Origin of the sequence: Klebsiella sp. CN_Kp106, assembly GCF_040064575.1 — a bacterium.
GTDB lineage: Bacteria > Pseudomonadota > Gammaproteobacteria > Enterobacterales > Enterobacteriaceae > Klebsiella > Klebsiella michiganensis.
In genome coordinates, this window is record NZ_JBEAIG010000071.1 from 202,493 (window position 1) to 218,916 (window position 16,424).

A 16,424-nucleotide genomic window follows, 5' to 3' on the forward strand; every position below is an offset into this window, starting at 1 on the left:
GTGTAAGGCGTTTAACCTTAGTCACCAACATCGATACGCTACATCTTATTCCAAATTATTATATATGATACCTTTTAGGGCATAGTGAAAACGTATCGAAAACATCTCCATTTTGCTGGATATCTCTCATACTGCAATGGTCAGCTTGATGACGTATGGAGCATGGAAGATGAAAAACCCCACGTTACTGCAGTGCTTTCACTGGTACTACCCCACCGGCGGCGAGTTATGGCGTGAAGTCGAAGCCCTGGCGCCAAACCTCAACGAAATCGGCATTAACATGATTTGGTTGCCTCCTGCCTACAAAGGCGCCTCCGGCGGCTACTCTGTCGGTTATGATTGCTACGATCTGTTTGACCTCGGCGAATTCGACCAGAAGGGGTCTGTCGCCACAAAATATGGCGATAAAGCCCAGCTGCTGGCCGCCATATCCGCCCTGCGCCAGCATGATATCGCCGTACTCCTTGACGTCGTGGTCAACCATAAAATGGGCGCGGATGAAAAAGAGCCGGTACGTATTCAGCGGGTTGATCAAAACGACCGCACGCAAATCGCCGAGGAGATTGTGGAATGTGAAGCCTGGACGCGCTACACCTTCCCGGTACGCGCCGGCAAATACTCTGAATTTATCTGGGATTATAAGTGCTTCAGCGGCATCGACCATATTGAGAATCCTGATGAAGATGGCGTGTTTAAAATCGTCAACGACTATACCGGAGAGGGATGGAACGATCAGGTTGATGATGAAATGGGTAACTTCGACTACCTGATGGGTGAAAATATCGATTTTCGCAATCGGGCGGTAACTGAGGAGATTAAGTACTGGGCCCGCTGGGTGATGGAACAGACCGGCTGCGATGGCTTCCGCCTCGATGCGGTTAAACATATCCCCGCCTGGTTTTATAAAGAGTGGATTGACCACGTCCAGGAGGTGGCGACAAAGCCGCTGTTTATCGTGGCGGAATACTGGTCGCATGAAGTCGATAAGCTCCAGCAGTATATCGACATGGTTGACGGTAAGACGATGCTCTTTGACGCGCCGCTGCAGATGAAATTCCATGAAGCCTCGCGGCAGGGTCGCGACTATGACATGAGCCAGATTTTTAGCGGCACCCTGGTGGAAGCCGACCCGTTCCACGCCGTAACCCTGGTGACCAACCATGATACCCAGCCGCTGCAGGCGCTGGAGGCTCCGGTTGAGGCCTGGTTCAAACCGCTGGCTTATGCGCTCATTTTGTTACGTGAAAACGGCGTTCCGTCCGTCTTTTATGCCGACCTGTTCGGCGCCAGCTACGAAGATACCGGCGGCGACGGCGAAACCTACGCCATTGAGATGCCGGTTATCGAGCAATTACACGAACTGATCGATGCCCGTCAGCGTTTTGCTCACGGCGTACAAACGCTGTGGTTCGATCATCCGAACTGTATCGCTTTCAGCCGCAGCGGCACCGAAGAGGATCCGGGCTGCGTGGTGGTGCTTTCCAACGGTGACGACGGAGAAAAAACGCTTCCTCTGGGGGAAAACTACCGTAATAAACGCTGGCGTGATTTTCTCGGCAACCGCGAGGAAGTGATTGAAACCGACGATGAAGGAAACGGGGTTTTTACCTGTAACGGCGGCAGCGTCAGCGTCTGGGTTATCGAAGAGGTGCTATAAAATACAGAGAAACGCAGCGGGCTGAGAAGGGTTTCAGCCCGCAAAAAGCTTATTGCCCGCTTTTATCAGCCGAGGCCTTTTTCCATGCCTGTTCACACTCCGGGGTGAGACGATCCACCCGCTTGAGCGTCATCCGGTCGTAGCTCAGGGTATCGCCTTCGCGCTCAATCGGATAAACATCCAACGCGGAGGTGACGTTATAAACCGCATCATCACGCTTCATTAATTTACCCGGCAGGACGATAACCCGCTGCCACTGGCGACAGTCAAGGGTATTGCCCTCTTTGGTGACGATCAGGCTCGCAATCGCATCCGGGCTCATCATTTCACTCTGCGGGCCGGCCGATTGCCAGTATCCTTCCAGCCCAGCCGGCGCTGGCGCTTTAACAACCTCGCTGTAGCTATCAACCTGAACACACCCGGCCAGGGCCAGCAGAGCGCCAGCAAACACTATCTTTTTCATCATCCATCCCACACACCGATAAAAAAACATTGTGGCATTAAAGCGTTAAGCTCGCCACCCTTCGCGATTCGGCAACAGCGCAGCAGGGCGAACGTCGGGCACACCCAATATGGTAAAAAATAGCCTTCGAATGTTAAGTTATTCTAACCCATCGAATAAAACCCATAAATCAGCAGGTGTTATTTTAACCATTCAATATAAGGATAATCCTATTTTAAAAAGCCGCTAAAATGGCAAACTTATATATGACGGGTATTTATTGTTTTTATTTCCTCCACATAGCGATTTGTAGCCTTTACTTTGAGAATATTCCTGGCAAATTATGGGGCTTATTACGGAATAGTTCAGGCTGCCTAATGGTTCCACGGCAGCAGTCATTTTTTATTGCTAACAAAATGGACTTCATCGCGCTTGTCAGCGAGGAATAAATTATCGTTACGTGTTGATTGAGGATGGGTCATGTCAACGATTATCATGGATTTGTGCAGCTTCACCCGGCTGGGATTAACCGGGTACCTGACGGGCAGAGGGGTAAGGAAGCGCGATATCACTGAAGTACACAGTGCGCCGAGCCTGAAGGCTCTCTGCGAGACCAGCCGCCCGACGGTGGTATTTATCAATGAAGACTGCTTTATTCATCATGAAGAGAGCAACCAGCTTATCCGGCAAATCATTAGCCAGTATCCTGCGACGCTATTTGTTATCTTTATGTCGCTGGCGAATATACATTTCGATCACTACCTGCTGGTGCGCAAAAACTTACTTATCTGCTCTAAATCCCTGACCGAAAAAGACCTGGACGACATCCTTGCCATCCGCCTGAAATATGAGAACTATCGTCCCACCCGGATTAATATCCCCACGCTATCCTTAAGCCAGACCGAATCAAATATGCTGCAGATGTGGATGGCCGGGCACGGAACCTCGCACATATCAGCGCAGATGAACATTAAGGCCAAAACCGTCTCATCGCATAAGGGCAATGTTAAAAAGAAAATTCATACCCACAACAAACAGGTGATTTATCATATCGTACGACTGGCTGAAAACATCACCTCTGGAATTCACGTCAACCTGCGTTGAAAGACGCTGGCGGCCGCTGCCGCCAGTTCACTTGAGGCAAATCACTCGTCCCGCTCAACGAAAATACCGTCGGGATGACCGTTCTCATTAAAAAACCAGATCCCGAGCGGGTAATCTTCCAGCGAAACCAGATACATTACGCCTTCGCTAAACGACTCTATCGCCAGTACAACACCCGATCGACGTGGGCCACCATCGGTCTTCACCGTGACACGATCGTTTACCTGCATAACTCATCTCCTCTATTTTTGAGCCAGTGTAGAACAAAACTGCCGATCGCGCAGTGTCCTGCCCGGTAACTGCTGTTTTTGTAGACCGACTATACTTAAATAGCCCTGTCTGAGTTAAGCGAGGTACCCGCAATGAAAACCGCCAAAGAAAATCAAGGCGCAGGAAGCGTAGACGTTGACGCCCTGCTGGCGGCGATTAATGAAATCAGCGAAAGTGAAGTTCAGCGTACGCAAGACGATCCCCACCACGTCAGTATTGATGGCCGGGGTTACCACACCTGGCGCGAGCTGGCTGAGGCCTTTGAGCTCGATATCCATGATTTCAGCATCACCGAAGCCAACCGCTGAATTCTGAGCGAAAAAAATCCCGACTCGCAGGAGTCGGGATGAAGCTTGCTAATGCAAGAAGCACTTGAAAATTCGTTACACCAGGATATCCGATGCGCTACAAACATTACCCTCAATTATTTTGCATGACAACAAACATTCATGAAGCAAATTATTGAAAAATGTGGCTTACCTTCCCCCTCACGCCGGCAACGCTCGCCAGGCAAGGACTGCGGACATTTGTTCTTCCACGAACGTCCGATCGCCGCCAAACGTTTTTTAAGAATAATCTCACCAAAATAACCGTAGTGGATGATTTCAATTCAATTTATTTACATGAGGAATTAATTTTACCCTTCGGCGCAGACCCGATCGCGTCCGTTTTGCTTGGCCAGATACAGGCGATGATCGGCAACAGACTGCAAATTTTCAAAGTTATACTCACCCGAATCCTCGCTACAGCTCACCCCAAACGAAGCGGTAATACGCAAAGACGTGCTGTTACCCAGCAAAATTTCGCGGCTATTGATCCGGATACGGATCCGTTCAGCAATCGCCTTCGCTTCTTTTAACGCAGTATTCGGCAGCACAATACAAAACTCCTCCCCGCCAACTCTCCCCGCAAGATCGCCTTGCCGAATATGGCTGGCGATAGTACTGGCCACCAGCGACAGCACGCGATCGCCCGCGTGATGGCCGTATCGGTCGTTAACGCTTTTGAAATAATCCAGATCGAGCTGAATCACCGTAACGGGCCGCTTTAGACGCTCGCTCAAGCGAGTTTCTGCAGTGGCGCGTTCAAACAGCGCGCCGCGGTTTAATAGACGGGTTAACGCATCGTGCCAGGCCTGCCACTCCAGGGAGGTCTGCAGCACGCTCATATTGCGCACCATTCGGCGGATCACCAGCCAGGAGATCATCAACATCAGCGTGAACATGAGCCACATCAGCATTAAAGCAATAGTGATGCTGCCAAAGTCACCGCGGACGCCTTCCCGGATCGTATGGATACGGATCAGTACCCCATCAAAATTGCGTAAGTTTTCCCAGCTGATATAACGCGTGACCAGGCGAATCCCCCCCTGATTCTCATGAGAAGACGCGCGGCTCAGCATCTCCTGTTCCCGCGGCGACAGCAGCGTCAGTACGTTGCCCGGCGCGGAAGAGGCAATCAAATTGAGCTGATTATCGTAAAGCTGGTACTCGCCCTCTTCGCCCGTTTTAATCGCATTGACCAGAAACGTTTTCATCTCTTGTACCGAGAAATCCATCGCCAGCACGCCGAGCCAATAGCGCTGGAAATCAAGCGGAATAGACGCCGTCACCACCTGCATTTCGCGCTGCGATGCCTCATCGGGAAAGGTTTGCCACACGATGCCGCGCGCAGGATTATTCCTCTGCGTTTGCCGGGTAAACCAGGGGGCGCTTGTCGCCCGCGAATACAGCGCCAGCGCCTGTGTCGCATTCTTCAGCGGCTCGGTGGTGGTAAAAAAGCCATTGCGCGACACGTACAGCATACGTTTCGCAAAACCACGGTTGTTATTAGCCAGACGCAGCATATAGCCCAGCTCAAGAGTGGCCATGAGCTCATTGCCGGAAAAGGAATTATCGCGAGAGAGAAGCGCGTCGCCGTCGACAAATGCATCGGCAACGCCATAGACCGGCAGCGTCCGCCGGTTATGAATCTCAACGGACCAGAGGGGATCATGCCGCTTTTTTAAATAATCCTCTTCCGCCTTGCGCAATACGACAAAATCCAGCGGCGTTCCCAGCGCCGATTGCATCCCGTTACGAAAAAAAATCATTCTGTCGATGTTAAACTGCAGCAGGCTGTCGAACTCATGGGAAACGTTTTCAAGATTATTGCGCTGATTTGCGACGTAGGCTTCTTCCAGAACCTTGATCTCACGCCATATCAACAACGTGGAAAAGCAGAAGACGATAAAAAAACAGAGGTTAACCACATATCCGGGGCTTAAAATCTGGCGCAATTTTTTCACCCACATCAGCTTATCCATCGTTTTCTCGCAGCACGGTTAAAGAAGCAAACGTCATCCACGCTCCCTGTTCGTAAAACAACCATTAATATGAAAGCGCCCGACGAATGCCGGGCGCTGATAACGGGTCAGGAGCGGTTCAGCTTCCCTCCCCCTCCGCGAATAAGTTCATCTTCACGAAACGCCTCGCGCTTAACGCCGTAACCGTCATACCAGCGACATTCAACCATGCCGTTGGCGAACCCGGTAACGACCATTCGGGGGCCACCGCTTTTACGCCTGACTTCATCACTGACCAACAAGACCATTTTTGCCTCCGGTATCAGGAAGAAACAGATTTAACATAGACGAAGCTGAACCACTTTGCATGACCAGGAGCACATTTACTTTGCCGGACGACGCAGAGCGGCAATCGCTTTCACTCCAGCCAGCACGATGGCGCCAATGATGAATCCCAGCACCAGGTTGGCGCCCGTTGGCAGCAGCGAGGCAATGACCCCGTTCTGTCCATGGGCCAGATTTTCAATAGCGTGGTGCAGCGGCGCAATACCGTGGACCACAATACCGCCGCCCACCAGGAACATCGCCAGAGTGCCAACGATGGACAACACTTTCATCAGACGGGGCGCGATCGCCAACAACGCCTTGCCTGTCCACTGCGCCAGCGAGCTGGTTTTCTCCACCAGCCAGTAGCCCATATCATCCAGCTTGACGATGATCCCCACCAGACCGTAGACCCCCACCGTCACCAGAAGCGCGATGCCGGATAAAATCAGGATCTGATTCAATAACGGCGCTTCCGCCACAATCCCAAGCGTGATGGCGACAATTTCAGCCGACAAAATAAAATCGGTGCGTATCGCCCCTTTCACTTTATCCCGTTCAAAAGCCATAGGGTCCTGGTTCGCCAGGGCCTCAAGCCGCCGCTGGCGAACCTGCGGATCCTCCTTGTGTTTGCGCGCCTGCAGGCTGTGCAGCACCTTCTCGACGCCTTCAAAGCACAGAAACGCGCCCCCCAGCATCAGCAGCGGCGTAATCGCCCACGGAATAAAAGCGCTGATCAACAACGCCAGCGGCACCAGGATGACTTTATTGATCAATGAGCCTTTGGCTACGCCCCAAACGACCGGCAGTTCGCGGTTAGCCCGCACGCCGGTGACCTGTTGAGCATTAAGCGAGAGATCGTCTCCCAATACGCCTGCCGTTTTTTTTGCTGCCAGTTTCCCCATGACCGAAATATCATCGAGTAACGTGGCAATATCATCCAATAAGGTTAATAGACTACTTCCCGCCAAAATTGCATTCCTTCATTTATGATTGTTCCTCCTGAAGTATGAAGCAAAAGCGCTTTTTCGCCCACCGGTGTCCATAGTCAACAAAAATTTAACCATAGCAGGCGAATTAAAGCACTCGCCAGCACGATAGTTTTCACGTTTACTATACGTCCCCTTTCTATCTCTGCACCGTCGTGAGGAAGTATGTCTACCCGTCAGCTGTTACCGCTCATCGGGGCGCTGTTTGCGCTGTATATCATCTGGGGTTCCACCTATTTCGCTATCGCCGTCGGCGTCGCCAGCTGGCCTCCGCTGATGATGGCTGGCGTGCGTTTTCTTTCCGCGGGCGCAGTGCTGACTGCCTGGCTACTGGCAACCGGTCATAAGCTGCCTGCGCGAAAGCCGCTGCTTAACGCGGCGCTGATTGGTGTGCTGCTACTGGCGGTAGGTAATGGCTTTGTGACGCTCGCCGAACATCAGCACGTGCCTTCAGGCATTGCGGCGGTCATGGTCGCGACGGTGCCGCTGTTCACCCTGTGTTTTAGCCGCTTTTTTGGTATTGCGACCCGTAAGCTTGAGTGGTTGGGTATCGCTATTGGCCTCGCGGGGATCGTACTGCTCAACAGCGGCGGCAACCTGAACGGTAATCCCTGGGGCGCGCTGCTGATACTTATCGGTTCAATGAGCTGGGCTTTTGGTTCCGTCTACGGCTCGCGAATCGAGCTACCAACGGGGATGATGGCGGGCGCCATTGAGATGCTGGCGGCAGGCGTCGTGCTGATGATTGCTTCCACGCTAACCGGAGAAAAATTAACCCAGATGCCGTCGTGGTCCGGTATTTTTGCCGTCGCCTATCTGGCTATCTTCGGTTCGCTTATCGCCATTAACGCATATATGTATTTGATTCGTAACGTAACACCGGCGGTAGCGACCAGCTATGCCTACGTAAACCCGGTGGTCGCCGTACTGCTGGGAACCGGCTTTGCCGGAGAAAGCTTATCTGCCGTAGAGTGGCTGGCGCTCGGGATTATCATCTTCGCGGTCATTCTGGTGACGCTCGGCAAATACCTGCTCCCGGCGCGTCGTGAAATTACATCCTGTAAGGCGGAGAAGTAACGTCCAGCACACCTATGCCCTGAGTATCGATCTGCGCGCACTGACCGCCGCCGCAGATCCACTCTTCCAGCCGTTCTCCCAGCGCGTCGTCATTGAGCTTCTTTCGCCCGCGCAGCGCGCACTCCCAGACCACCAGCACCCGCCATCCCTGCTCCGCCAGTCGCCCGATATCCCGGCGATCGCGCGCCACGTTTTTGGCTATTTTATCCAGCCAGAACGCGGTTCTTGTGGCGGGAACCTTGAACAGATAGCAATCATGATGATGCCAGAAGCAGCCGTGGGTAAAGATAACGCACTGATAGTCCGCCACGACAAAATCCGGGCGGCCGGGCAGCGCGGCATCCTGTACGGTAAAAGAGAATCCGGCGCCCGCCAGTAGCCCAGCCAGCCGTTTCTCTATTGCCGTATCGCGGGTGCCTATCGCGCGCATGTTTTTACTGCGGGTGGCTTTATCGTGAACGTCGGCCATGGTTAATCTCTTGCTCACGCCTGGCAACCGCTTGTTCAATACGCGGCGCCAGCAGCTTCGCCACCGCCGCAAATACCGGCACGACGACGGAATTGCCAAACTGGCGATAGGCCTGGGTATCCGAGACCGGAATACGGAAGCGATATCCCTGCGGCGTCTCAAAACCCATAAGCCTCGCGCACTCGCGGGGCGTCAGCCTGCGCGGACGACGAAGCTGGTTTTCAGGGTCATCAAAATGCTTTTCGCCCAGAGGCCGATCCCAGCCCCGGTCAATGAGGATTTCCGCGCCATCTTTGTAATAGCGCGCAGAGAGCGTTCGCGCCACGCTGTGCGGATTCGTTGGGTCGACGAGCCCGTAGCCAAAACCGTTCCCCCGCTCCTGGTGCTTACGCGCGTAGCGATAGAGATACTTCCACAGCACCCTGGTGAGAATAAATTTGTCGTCAACCGCGGGCTCCAGCAGCTCGCCAAAGGTCGGCCGGCGAGTGGGATAGAGAGCGGCGATATCGCGCAGGGTAAATCCCTCATGCAGCTGGAGATCGCGCCGGAAACCCACCAGCACAATACGCTCCCTGTGCTGGGGTAAAAAATAGCGCCCGTCGATGACTTTAGGGTCATCCGCCCCGGTATGCGCCGCGTCGGCAACCTCGTACCCCAGCTCATCCAGCGTCTGCATAATGATACGAAACGTCCGCCCCCGATCGTGACTCTTCAGGTTTTTGACGTTCTCCAGAACAAAAATCGGCGGCTGACGGGCGGCGATAATCCTGACCACGTCAAAAAACAGCGTCCCCTGCGTTTCGCAGGCAAAGCCGTGAGCGCGACCAAGGGCATTCTTCTTCGACACGCCGGCGAGAGAAAACGGCTGGCAGGGGAAGCCGGCCAGTAAAACGTCATGCTGCGGGATAGTCTGGCGTATATGCTGCGCGGCTTCTTCCTCGCTCACCTCAGGGAGATGGCTCAAAGTCACATCGCGGATATCTTCATTGAAACGATGCTGCTCAGGATCGCAGTACCAGTTGGCTTTATAGGTGCGCACCGCATGTTTATTCCATTCGCTGGTAAACACGCATTGCCCGCCAATCGCTTCAAAACCGTGGCGAATACCGCCGATACCGGCAAACAGATCGACGAAGCGGAACCCATAATGCGGATGATGCACCGGCGGCTCCGGCAGGAGCGTGCGCAGGTGGGCCTGCTCCTGGCGGGTGATACGACCTGCCGCGCGCGCTACCGTCGCAACGCGCTTGAGGATAGCCGGGCTCCAGTGCTGCTCGCCGACGGCAATTAACTGCGCGACCAGCGTTTTGACATCGTATATCGCCATTAGCTGACGCAATAGCGCCTGCGCGTCTTCTCCGGTATGTTCAACCTTCAAAGACGGGGGATTTTCCTTGGATAAATTTTGCGCCATAACCTCAACCAGCCCGACTATTTTTGCAGAGGTTACCATAAATAGCGCGGCCAGTTTTATGCTAGTGGATCAAAGCGCTGCAAAACCTCAGCATCAAGCGCCATCGGCTCTCCGCGAAGCTCTGCGCTCAGCTTGGCCATAAACTGCACCAGAAAACGCGCATTGTGCACCGCCATTGCCCTGCCCTTTTCTGTCTGCATCGTTTTCGGTAAACGCAGCAGCTTGCACTGGAAGTGATCCAGCGCATACGTTTTGTCATCCAATTCCCGCCGGTCAGCAAAGGGATCGCGGGCATCAAACAAGCTATTGTTCAGCGCGCCGGACACCGCAAATACGCGCGCCAGCCCTATCGCCCCCAGCGCCTCAAGGCGATCGGCATCCTGGACGATTTTCGCTTCTTCACTTTGCGGTGCAATTGCCGCGCTAAAACTGTGGGCTTCAATCGCGTGTAAAACCGCCGCGTAGCGTTCCGGGGGGAAATCAGGAAAAGCGGACTGAAGGATAGCCAGCGTTTTTTCCGCCGCCATCGCGGAAGAACGGCTTCGCTCAGGATGGTTTTTCGCCAGGCTGACAATGTCATGAAAGTAGCAGGCAGTGAGGATCACCAGGCGGTCGGCAGCGGTCTCTTCGGCCAACTGCTGCGCGGTAGCCCATACCCGGCGGAAGTGTGAAATATCGTGAGCAGCATCCTCTTGCCCGTGATGTTGGCTTAGCCAGGCTTCAAATCGTTGCTGCCAGTGATAAAGGTCCATGCGCGTTCCTTTGATATAAGGCCAGCAACGAGCATAGCAATTTTAATCGTGATGTTCATACATCTGCGGATTAGGACGCGTGTACCAGGCGATCGCCCCGAGGAGGGTCCCGACAATACCCAACACAAGAAAACCCAGCAGCGCGCCAATCCATTTTCCTGCCGTTGAGCCGAGCTCGCCGTCAATCGTCGCTCCGGGCACGCTTTCAATCTTCCCGACAACCCACCAGTAACGCGCCATCGCCCACAGGAAATAGCCGCAAAAGGCGTAAAATGCCCACAGCGCCAGTTTCCCGCCAGGACTTCTTTTCGCTTTATCTTCCATTCATTTGTTCTCCATCTACTTCACAACCCCTATCACCCACCGGTAAAAAATGTGATATTGGTCACATTATATAGCGAAAACGCCTGCAAAACAGCAGATCCCTCTCTCACGGGTTCGATTTTGCGCACTGGTCGGGAGCACGACCCTATCGCCTGCTACATATAGTCAATGAATTCATTTCGTTTTTAAATAATACAAATTAATGAATATAACTGAATTTCTGAGACCATATCCCCCCCCCACCTTCCCTGCCTCAAATATCATATTTGCTTGCTCGCCCTTCGCTTTATCTTTACAGAAAAGCGGCGGCAATAAGAGATTGAGAAATAAACATATAACATATAAATACAACCCCGCAATTCATAGAGCACATGAAGCTTATGGACAACAAAAATCATACAAAACCAATCATAAACCAATGTTATTAAAAGACATAAACACAATAAATAAATTTTCAAACACCAATACAATTTAAATATAATGAATAGAACAGAAACATTTTGTAATATTAGATATAATTTAGTTACATTTTTAATTTAAAGAAAAATGAACTTCGTCGTTAGTATTTAATAGTCACCCCGGAAGGAATGACACAATTCATATTAATTATAATCAAAAGGGAATATATAATGAAAAGAAAAGTACTGGCAATTCTGGTTCCAGCTTTATTAGTTGCTGGCGCGGCTAATGCAGCAGAAATCTATAATAAGAACGGCAACAAACTGGATTTCTACGGCAAAATGGTTGGCGAACACATCATGACCCATGATGGCGGCAACAACAACTCTGACGATACCTCCTATGCGCGTTTCGGCGTCAAAGGCGAGACCCAGATTAGCAATGAACTGACCGGCTATGGCCAGTTTGAATACAACATCAAAGCGGACAAACCGGAAGGTCAACAGGGCAGCGCTACTCGTTTAGCATTCGCCGGTCTGAAATTCAGCGACTACGGTTCATTCGATTATGGTCGTAACTACGGCGTGGTTTATGACGCGGCGGGTTACACTGATATGCTCGTTGAGTGGGGTGGTGACGGTCTGGTTTACACCGATAACTTCATGACCGGCCGTACCAACGGCGTAGCAACCTACCGTAACACCGACTTCTTCGGCATGGTGGATGGCCTGAACTTTGCTCTGCAGTATCAGGGTAAAAACAACGATACCACCGCGAAAAAATCAAACGGCGACGGTTTTGGTTTCTCCGTTAACTACAACTTTGACGGCTTCGGTTTCGTTGGCGCCTACAGCAACTCTGACCGTACTGATGAACAAGCTGCGGACCGCAGAGGCGAAAAAGCTGAAGTCTGGAACCTGGCGGCTAAATACGATGCAAATAGTCTGTATGCATCAGTCATGTACGGTGAATCCCGTAACATGACTCCGCTGGAGAAAACGACTTTTGGCAGCTTTGCCAATCACACCCAGAACATCGAAGCCGTTGTTCAGTATCAGTTTGATTTTGGCCTGCGTCCATCCCTGGGCTATGTCTACGCGAAAGGTAAAGACCTGGGCGCCAAAGAAGACACTAATGCGGATATCATGAACTACGTTGAATTGGGTGCCTGGTACTATTTCAACAAAAACTTCAACGTTTACACCGCATACAAATTCAATCTGATCGATGATGAAGACGCGGCGGTTAGTGGCGCAGCCACCGACGATCAGTTCGCCGTGGGTATCACCTACCAGTTCTAAGACTGCCTGGTTAATCTAAAGCCCGCCTCGTGCGGGTTTTTCCGTTTTTACCAACGACTCCTCGTCCTGCATCGCGAATATCGCTACACGGCAGAAAGATGAGGCGTTGCGATCTATTAACGATTGCTCCGCAGTAAATCATGAAGATGATAATTATAGCCCCTTCGAGGCGTGATATCCTTTTTGACGGGAGACGTTGGAAGAAAATTACGTCATCATGCAAATGATATAATTAACAATAAAAAACAAAAAACTCACAATATTTTCACTCCCCGCCCTCAGCCCTATCCGGGAGATTTAAACTGTTTTTTCTTCTTGAGCGCAGCAACGTCCGCGCATAAATACCGTAACAGTAGACAAGTTAATACCGCAGCTCTGCCTGATATGACCGCACCAGAGCTCACGCCTCCGATTGCTTTCCGGCTTTTATATCGCCGCCATTCGGCATTATCATATCCATACAAGCTCGGCCAGAGAAACGTAAAACAATACCCGACGAGGAATATGTCCACGGTAATAAAAACCCAGGTTGACACCGACCACGAGTTGGCGTCAAATACTTATATTCCAGGGGCTCATTGCTTATATCGACCGTGCATTCAGTCTCTTAACCGCCCCTTTACAAAATTGATGTAAATCAATAAATGATTAATTACACCTTGAAAAAAAATATATCCAGAGAAGCGGTCAGGTACATTATCGTTGGCCTGGCAAATACAGCCATTACGGCAGTTGTTATATTTGGCCTGATGCATGTCGGCGTGGGAGTCTACCTTTCAAATGCAACAGGTTATGTCGTTGGTATTATTTTCAGTTTTGTTATGAATGCGAAGTTCACTTTCTCAACGACATTGAGTCCCCTGAGATTTATCAAATTCCTGTCCACATGCGCTTTTTGTTACATTTTAAATTTAATAGCAATGAAAGTTTTTTTCATCGTCATACCTAATGCTATTTATACAGCGCAAGTTGTAGGCATGGTGATTTACACAACAGCTGGTTTTATTCTAAACAAATACTGGTCAATGAAATGAAAGAAATTAATATAAACCACACGAGGAGCAAAATACCTTCGTTAGCAATCGTTGTTCCTTGTTATAATGAAAAAGAGGCCTTTCCATACTGCCTGGAGGGGCTTACCACGGTATTACAAAACCTCCTTGCAAAAGAAAAAATCGCTCGAAATAGTTATATCCTCTTTGTCGATGATGGCAGTAAAGACAACACCTGGGAACAAATTAAATCCACATCACAGGAAAAGTCATTCGTCCGCGGTCTGAAATTATCAAGGAACCGGGGCCATCAGATCGCCCTGCTGGCGGGGTTGGCAAACGCGGATACGGACGTTACCGTAAGTATTGATGCAGACTTACAGGATGATATAGGTTGCATTGAGAAAATGATCGACAAATATAATGAAGGGTTTGAGATTGTTTATGGCGTACGCGACAACAGGAGTAGTGACTCAGTATTCAAAAGGGCAACAGCCAATAAATTTTATTCTCTGATGTCAGGGCTGGGTGTCAATCAGGTTCCTAACCATGCGGACTTCCGGCTTCTTAGCCGTACAGCGTTGACAGCATTAAAGGATTTTAAAGAACAAAATTTATATTTAAGGGGGCTAATTCCGCTGTTGGGTTATAAGTCCAGCAGCGTTTATTATAGCAGAGATGAAAGGGTTGCAGGCGAATCAAAATACCCCTTAAAAAAGATGGTAGCACTGGCGTTAGAAGGAATAACGTCTCTGACAATTACCCCATTACGTATGATCGCTGCCGCTGGGGTTGCCACATGCCTTCTATCTTCACTAGCTGCAATCTATGCCTTCATTGAGAAGCTCCTGGGAAATACCGTTGCGGGTTGGACATCGGTAATGATTGCGATTTTCTTCCTTGGCGGTGTCCAGATGCTTTCTTTGGGGATAATTGGCGAATACGTTGGGAAAATATATATGGAATCCAAAAATCGGCCCAAATATTTTATCGAAGAGGTAGCAAAACACGAAATGAGAGGCGAGCAATGAACACTGAGGACGAACGGATGACGTCTTACTCTAAAAAAATTATTGCAATGTTTTACCTCGCGGCAATTTTCTTAGTTTATAGCCCAACGATTATATTTAGTTACGCATTTTCAGATGACTGGTCGACACTTTCCGATGTTTTTTCAGGGAAAGGCTCTCCGTTTCAATGGGATATGCAATCCGGCAGACCCTTGTATGCCGTTGCCAGACGACTTGCCTTTACGCTAGTTCACAATATCGATGACCTTGCCTATCTTAGATTTTTTACCGTAATATCGGTATTTATGCTTTGCTTTTTCCTTTTTTCATTTATAGAAAAAAGAAACATATTCGAGCGTAAAATAACAACGATCGTATTCCCTTTATTAATATGCCTGACGCCCGCAGTACAGGTTTATAATTCCTGGGCGACATGTTTCCCTTTTGTACTCTCCATACTCCTTGCCGGAATAAGTTATGCGACATTAAAACCGATCAATAAGAAAACGACAATTATAAGATTTGCAGCATCCGTCATTATTTTATGGTTTGCATTTGCCATATATCAACCAACGGCGATGGCATTTTTATTTTTCGTCATGCTTGATAACTGTCTGAAAAAAGACAAACCCTTTTCCATCAACATTGTTTTAATCAGTGGCGCAGTTTTATTTATCGGCATGCTTGGCAGCCTGCTATTTTCAAAATTTGTACCTGTATGGTTATATGGCAGTTCAATTGCACGTGCCGAGTTAACTAATAATCCACTTGAGAAATTACGATGGTTTATAAAAGAACCGTTGATTAACGCTATCAACAACTTTAATATAACTCCAGGCACCTTTTTCACAACGCTCTCATTAATAATTTGCGCAATAGGTTTACTTTCAATAATAAAAGGCAAATCAGGCCCGATTAAGGTTCTTATGTTTATTATCATGGGGATTGGCTCCTACTCTCCAAACTTATTAGTCAAGGAAAACTGGGCTGCATATAGGTCACTGATAGCACTGGAATTCTTCACATGCGCTCTTATTATTATTGGGTTAGATGCCTTGACAAGCAAACTCAACATAGCAAAAAAAGCGCTACCCATATTGACGGTATTCGCGATGATCGCTGCATCATACAATATCTTTAATGGTTTCATTATCCCACAAAAATCGGAGTTAAACGCATTAGCCAGCGCGCTTTCCTACAAGGTGGGGAAAACATTTACAGGGGATGTTCTTTTTGACATCCAAGATCCTGCCTATAACGCCTTTACTAAAACACAACGTTATGACGAGTTTGGCAATATTTCCCTTGCGGCTCCCTGGGCTATCAAGGGGATGGCGGAGCAAATCTTAATTAGCAAGTCAATGCATTTCAGGCTTCCCGATAATGTTATTCTGACGGCAAAGGAGCAATGCGCCACTGATTGCATCATTATAAAAACGGGCGATGCGATGAGGAGTTCAACCTCCAACTATTGAAACTTTTCGCCACCCCGCATACCGGTATATGATCCCGCGCCAGATCCGCGCGGGATAGTTTTTATCCCGGCAGCTCGGGCCTGGGTCATAAGTCTCTCTATCACCTCACAGCGCTCGACAGTCAACCATGCTTCCAGTGCT

Annotated in this window: 17 protein-coding genes; 8 read left to right on the forward strand and 9 right to left on the reverse strand. The window is 49.9% G+C overall.

The window, feature by feature from the left end:
- The first annotated feature begins 169 nt into the window (after window positions 1-169).
- Entirely contained in the window at window positions 170-1,657 is a 1,488-nt protein-coding gene (gene amyA, locus ABLU96_RS27750) for an alpha-amylase (protein WP_004852210.1), read from the forward strand.
- A gap of 49 nt (window positions 1,658-1,706) precedes the next feature.
- Here the strand turns inward: amyA and yedD are convergent, their stop codons facing one another.
- Entirely contained in the window at window positions 1,707-2,123 is a 417-nt protein-coding gene (gene yedD, locus ABLU96_RS27755; protein WP_161505342.1) for a lipoprotein YedD, read from the reverse strand.
- A gap of 456 nt (window positions 2,124-2,579) precedes the next feature.
- Between yedD and rcsA the strand changes: the two genes are divergently transcribed.
- Window positions 2,580-3,203: a transcriptional regulator RcsA gene (rcsA, locus tag ABLU96_RS27760; RefSeq protein ID WP_064405659.1), complete on the forward strand. Its 624-nt coding sequence runs from the start codon at window positions 2,580-2,582 to the stop codon at window positions 3,201-3,203.
- Window positions 3,204-3,244: 41 nt separating this feature from the next.
- On the opposite strand, the gene dsrB is transcribed toward rcsA, so the two are convergent.
- Window positions 3,245-3,433, reverse strand: a complete 189-nt coding sequence (dsrB, locus tag ABLU96_RS27765; protein WP_004136599.1) for a protein DsrB — start codon at window positions 3,431-3,433, stop codon at window positions 3,245-3,247.
- 132 nt (window positions 3,434-3,565) lie between these two features.
- On the opposite strand from dsrB, the gene yodD reads away from it, so the two are divergent.
- Window positions 3,566-3,781, forward strand: a complete 216-nt coding sequence (yodD, locus tag ABLU96_RS27770) for a YodD family peroxide/acid resistance protein (RefSeq protein ID WP_014229881.1) — start codon at window positions 3,566-3,568, stop codon at window positions 3,779-3,781.
- 329 nt (window positions 3,782-4,110) lie between these two features.
- Here the strand turns inward: yodD and dgcQ are convergent, their stop codons facing one another.
- The 3 genes from dgcQ to ABLU96_RS27785 form a co-directional block, all read right to left on the reverse strand.
- Window positions 4,111-5,778, reverse strand: a complete 1,668-nt coding sequence (gene dgcQ, locus ABLU96_RS27775; RefSeq protein ID WP_064405662.1) for a cellulose biosynthesis regulator diguanylate cyclase DgcQ — start codon at window positions 5,776-5,778, stop codon at window positions 4,111-4,113.
- A 107-nt stretch (window positions 5,779-5,885) separates the two neighbouring features.
- Complete coding sequence (locus ABLU96_RS27780; protein ID WP_025106102.1) at window positions 5,886-6,065, reverse strand: DUF2158 domain-containing protein; 180 nt, start codon at window positions 6,063-6,065, stop codon at window positions 5,886-5,888.
- A 75-nt stretch (window positions 6,066-6,140) separates the two neighbouring features.
- Window positions 6,141-7,052 (reverse strand): DUF808 domain-containing protein, encoded by a 912-nt coding sequence (locus tag ABLU96_RS27785; protein WP_004852222.1) that lies wholly within the window; start codon window positions 7,050-7,052, stop codon window positions 6,141-6,143.
- Window positions 7,053-7,235: 183 nt separating this feature from the next.
- Here ABLU96_RS27785 and yedA point away from each other — a divergent pair, with 183 nt between their 5' ends.
- Window positions 7,236-8,147 (forward strand): drug/metabolite exporter YedA, encoded by a 912-nt coding sequence (yedA, locus tag ABLU96_RS27790; protein ID WP_009652574.1) that lies wholly within the window; start codon window positions 7,236-7,238, stop codon window positions 8,145-8,147.
- Here the strand turns inward: yedA and ABLU96_RS27795 are convergent.
- From ABLU96_RS27795 to drpB, 4 genes are read right to left on the reverse strand one after another with little or no spacing between them, the layout of a single operon-like run.
- Window positions 8,122-8,616 carry a very short patch repair endonuclease gene (locus ABLU96_RS27795; RefSeq protein WP_047723441.1) on the reverse strand — a complete coding sequence of 165 codons (495 nt, stop codon included), beginning with the start codon at window positions 8,614-8,616 and terminating at the stop codon, window positions 8,122-8,124. The genes yedA and ABLU96_RS27795 overlap by 26 nt on opposite strands.
- Window positions 8,597-10,030 carry a DNA cytosine methyltransferase gene (locus ABLU96_RS27800; protein ID WP_048261048.1) on the reverse strand — a complete coding sequence of 478 codons (1,434 nt, stop codon included), beginning with the start codon at window positions 10,028-10,030 and terminating at the stop codon, window positions 8,597-8,599. Before ABLU96_RS27800 ends, ABLU96_RS27795 begins: the two co-directional genes overlap by 20 nt.
- Window positions 10,031-10,086: 56 nt before the next feature.
- Window positions 10,087-10,782 carry a phosphohydrolase gene (locus tag ABLU96_RS27805; RefSeq protein ID WP_014229888.1) on the reverse strand — a complete coding sequence of 232 codons (696 nt, stop codon included), beginning with the start codon at window positions 10,780-10,782 and terminating at the stop codon, window positions 10,087-10,089.
- 42 nt (window positions 10,783-10,824) lie between these two features.
- Window positions 10,825-11,106, reverse strand: a complete 282-nt coding sequence (drpB, locus tag ABLU96_RS27810; protein ID WP_004852229.1) for a cell division protein DrpB — start codon at window positions 11,104-11,106, stop codon at window positions 10,825-10,827.
- Between the two features lie 629 nt (window positions 11,107-11,735).
- Between drpB and ABLU96_RS27815 the strand changes: the two genes are divergently transcribed.
- The 4 genes from ABLU96_RS27815 to ABLU96_RS27830 all read left to right on the forward strand — a co-directional run bounded on the left by ABLU96_RS27815 (window position 11,736) and on the right by ABLU96_RS27830 (window position 16,283).
- Window positions 11,736-12,806 (forward strand): porin, encoded by a 1,071-nt coding sequence (locus tag ABLU96_RS27815; RefSeq protein ID WP_025106098.1) that lies wholly within the window; start codon window positions 11,736-11,738, stop codon window positions 12,804-12,806.
- Between the two features lie 644 nt (window positions 12,807-13,450).
- Window positions 13,451-13,840 (forward strand): GtrA family protein, encoded by a 390-nt coding sequence (locus tag ABLU96_RS27820; protein ID WP_049082128.1) that lies wholly within the window; start codon window positions 13,451-13,453, stop codon window positions 13,838-13,840.
- Entirely contained in the window at window positions 13,837-14,829 is a 993-nt protein-coding gene (locus ABLU96_RS27825) for a glycosyltransferase family 2 protein (RefSeq protein ID WP_064405664.1), read from the forward strand. The genes ABLU96_RS27820 and ABLU96_RS27825 overlap by 4 nt, the downstream gene beginning before the upstream one ends.
- On the forward strand, window positions 14,826-16,283 hold the full coding sequence (locus ABLU96_RS27830; RefSeq protein ID WP_064405666.1) for a glucosyltransferase domain-containing protein: 1,458 nt from the start codon (window positions 14,826-14,828) through the stop codon (window positions 16,281-16,283). The genes ABLU96_RS27825 and ABLU96_RS27830 overlap by 4 nt, the downstream gene beginning before the upstream one ends.
- Window positions 16,284-16,424: the final 141 nt, after the last annotated feature.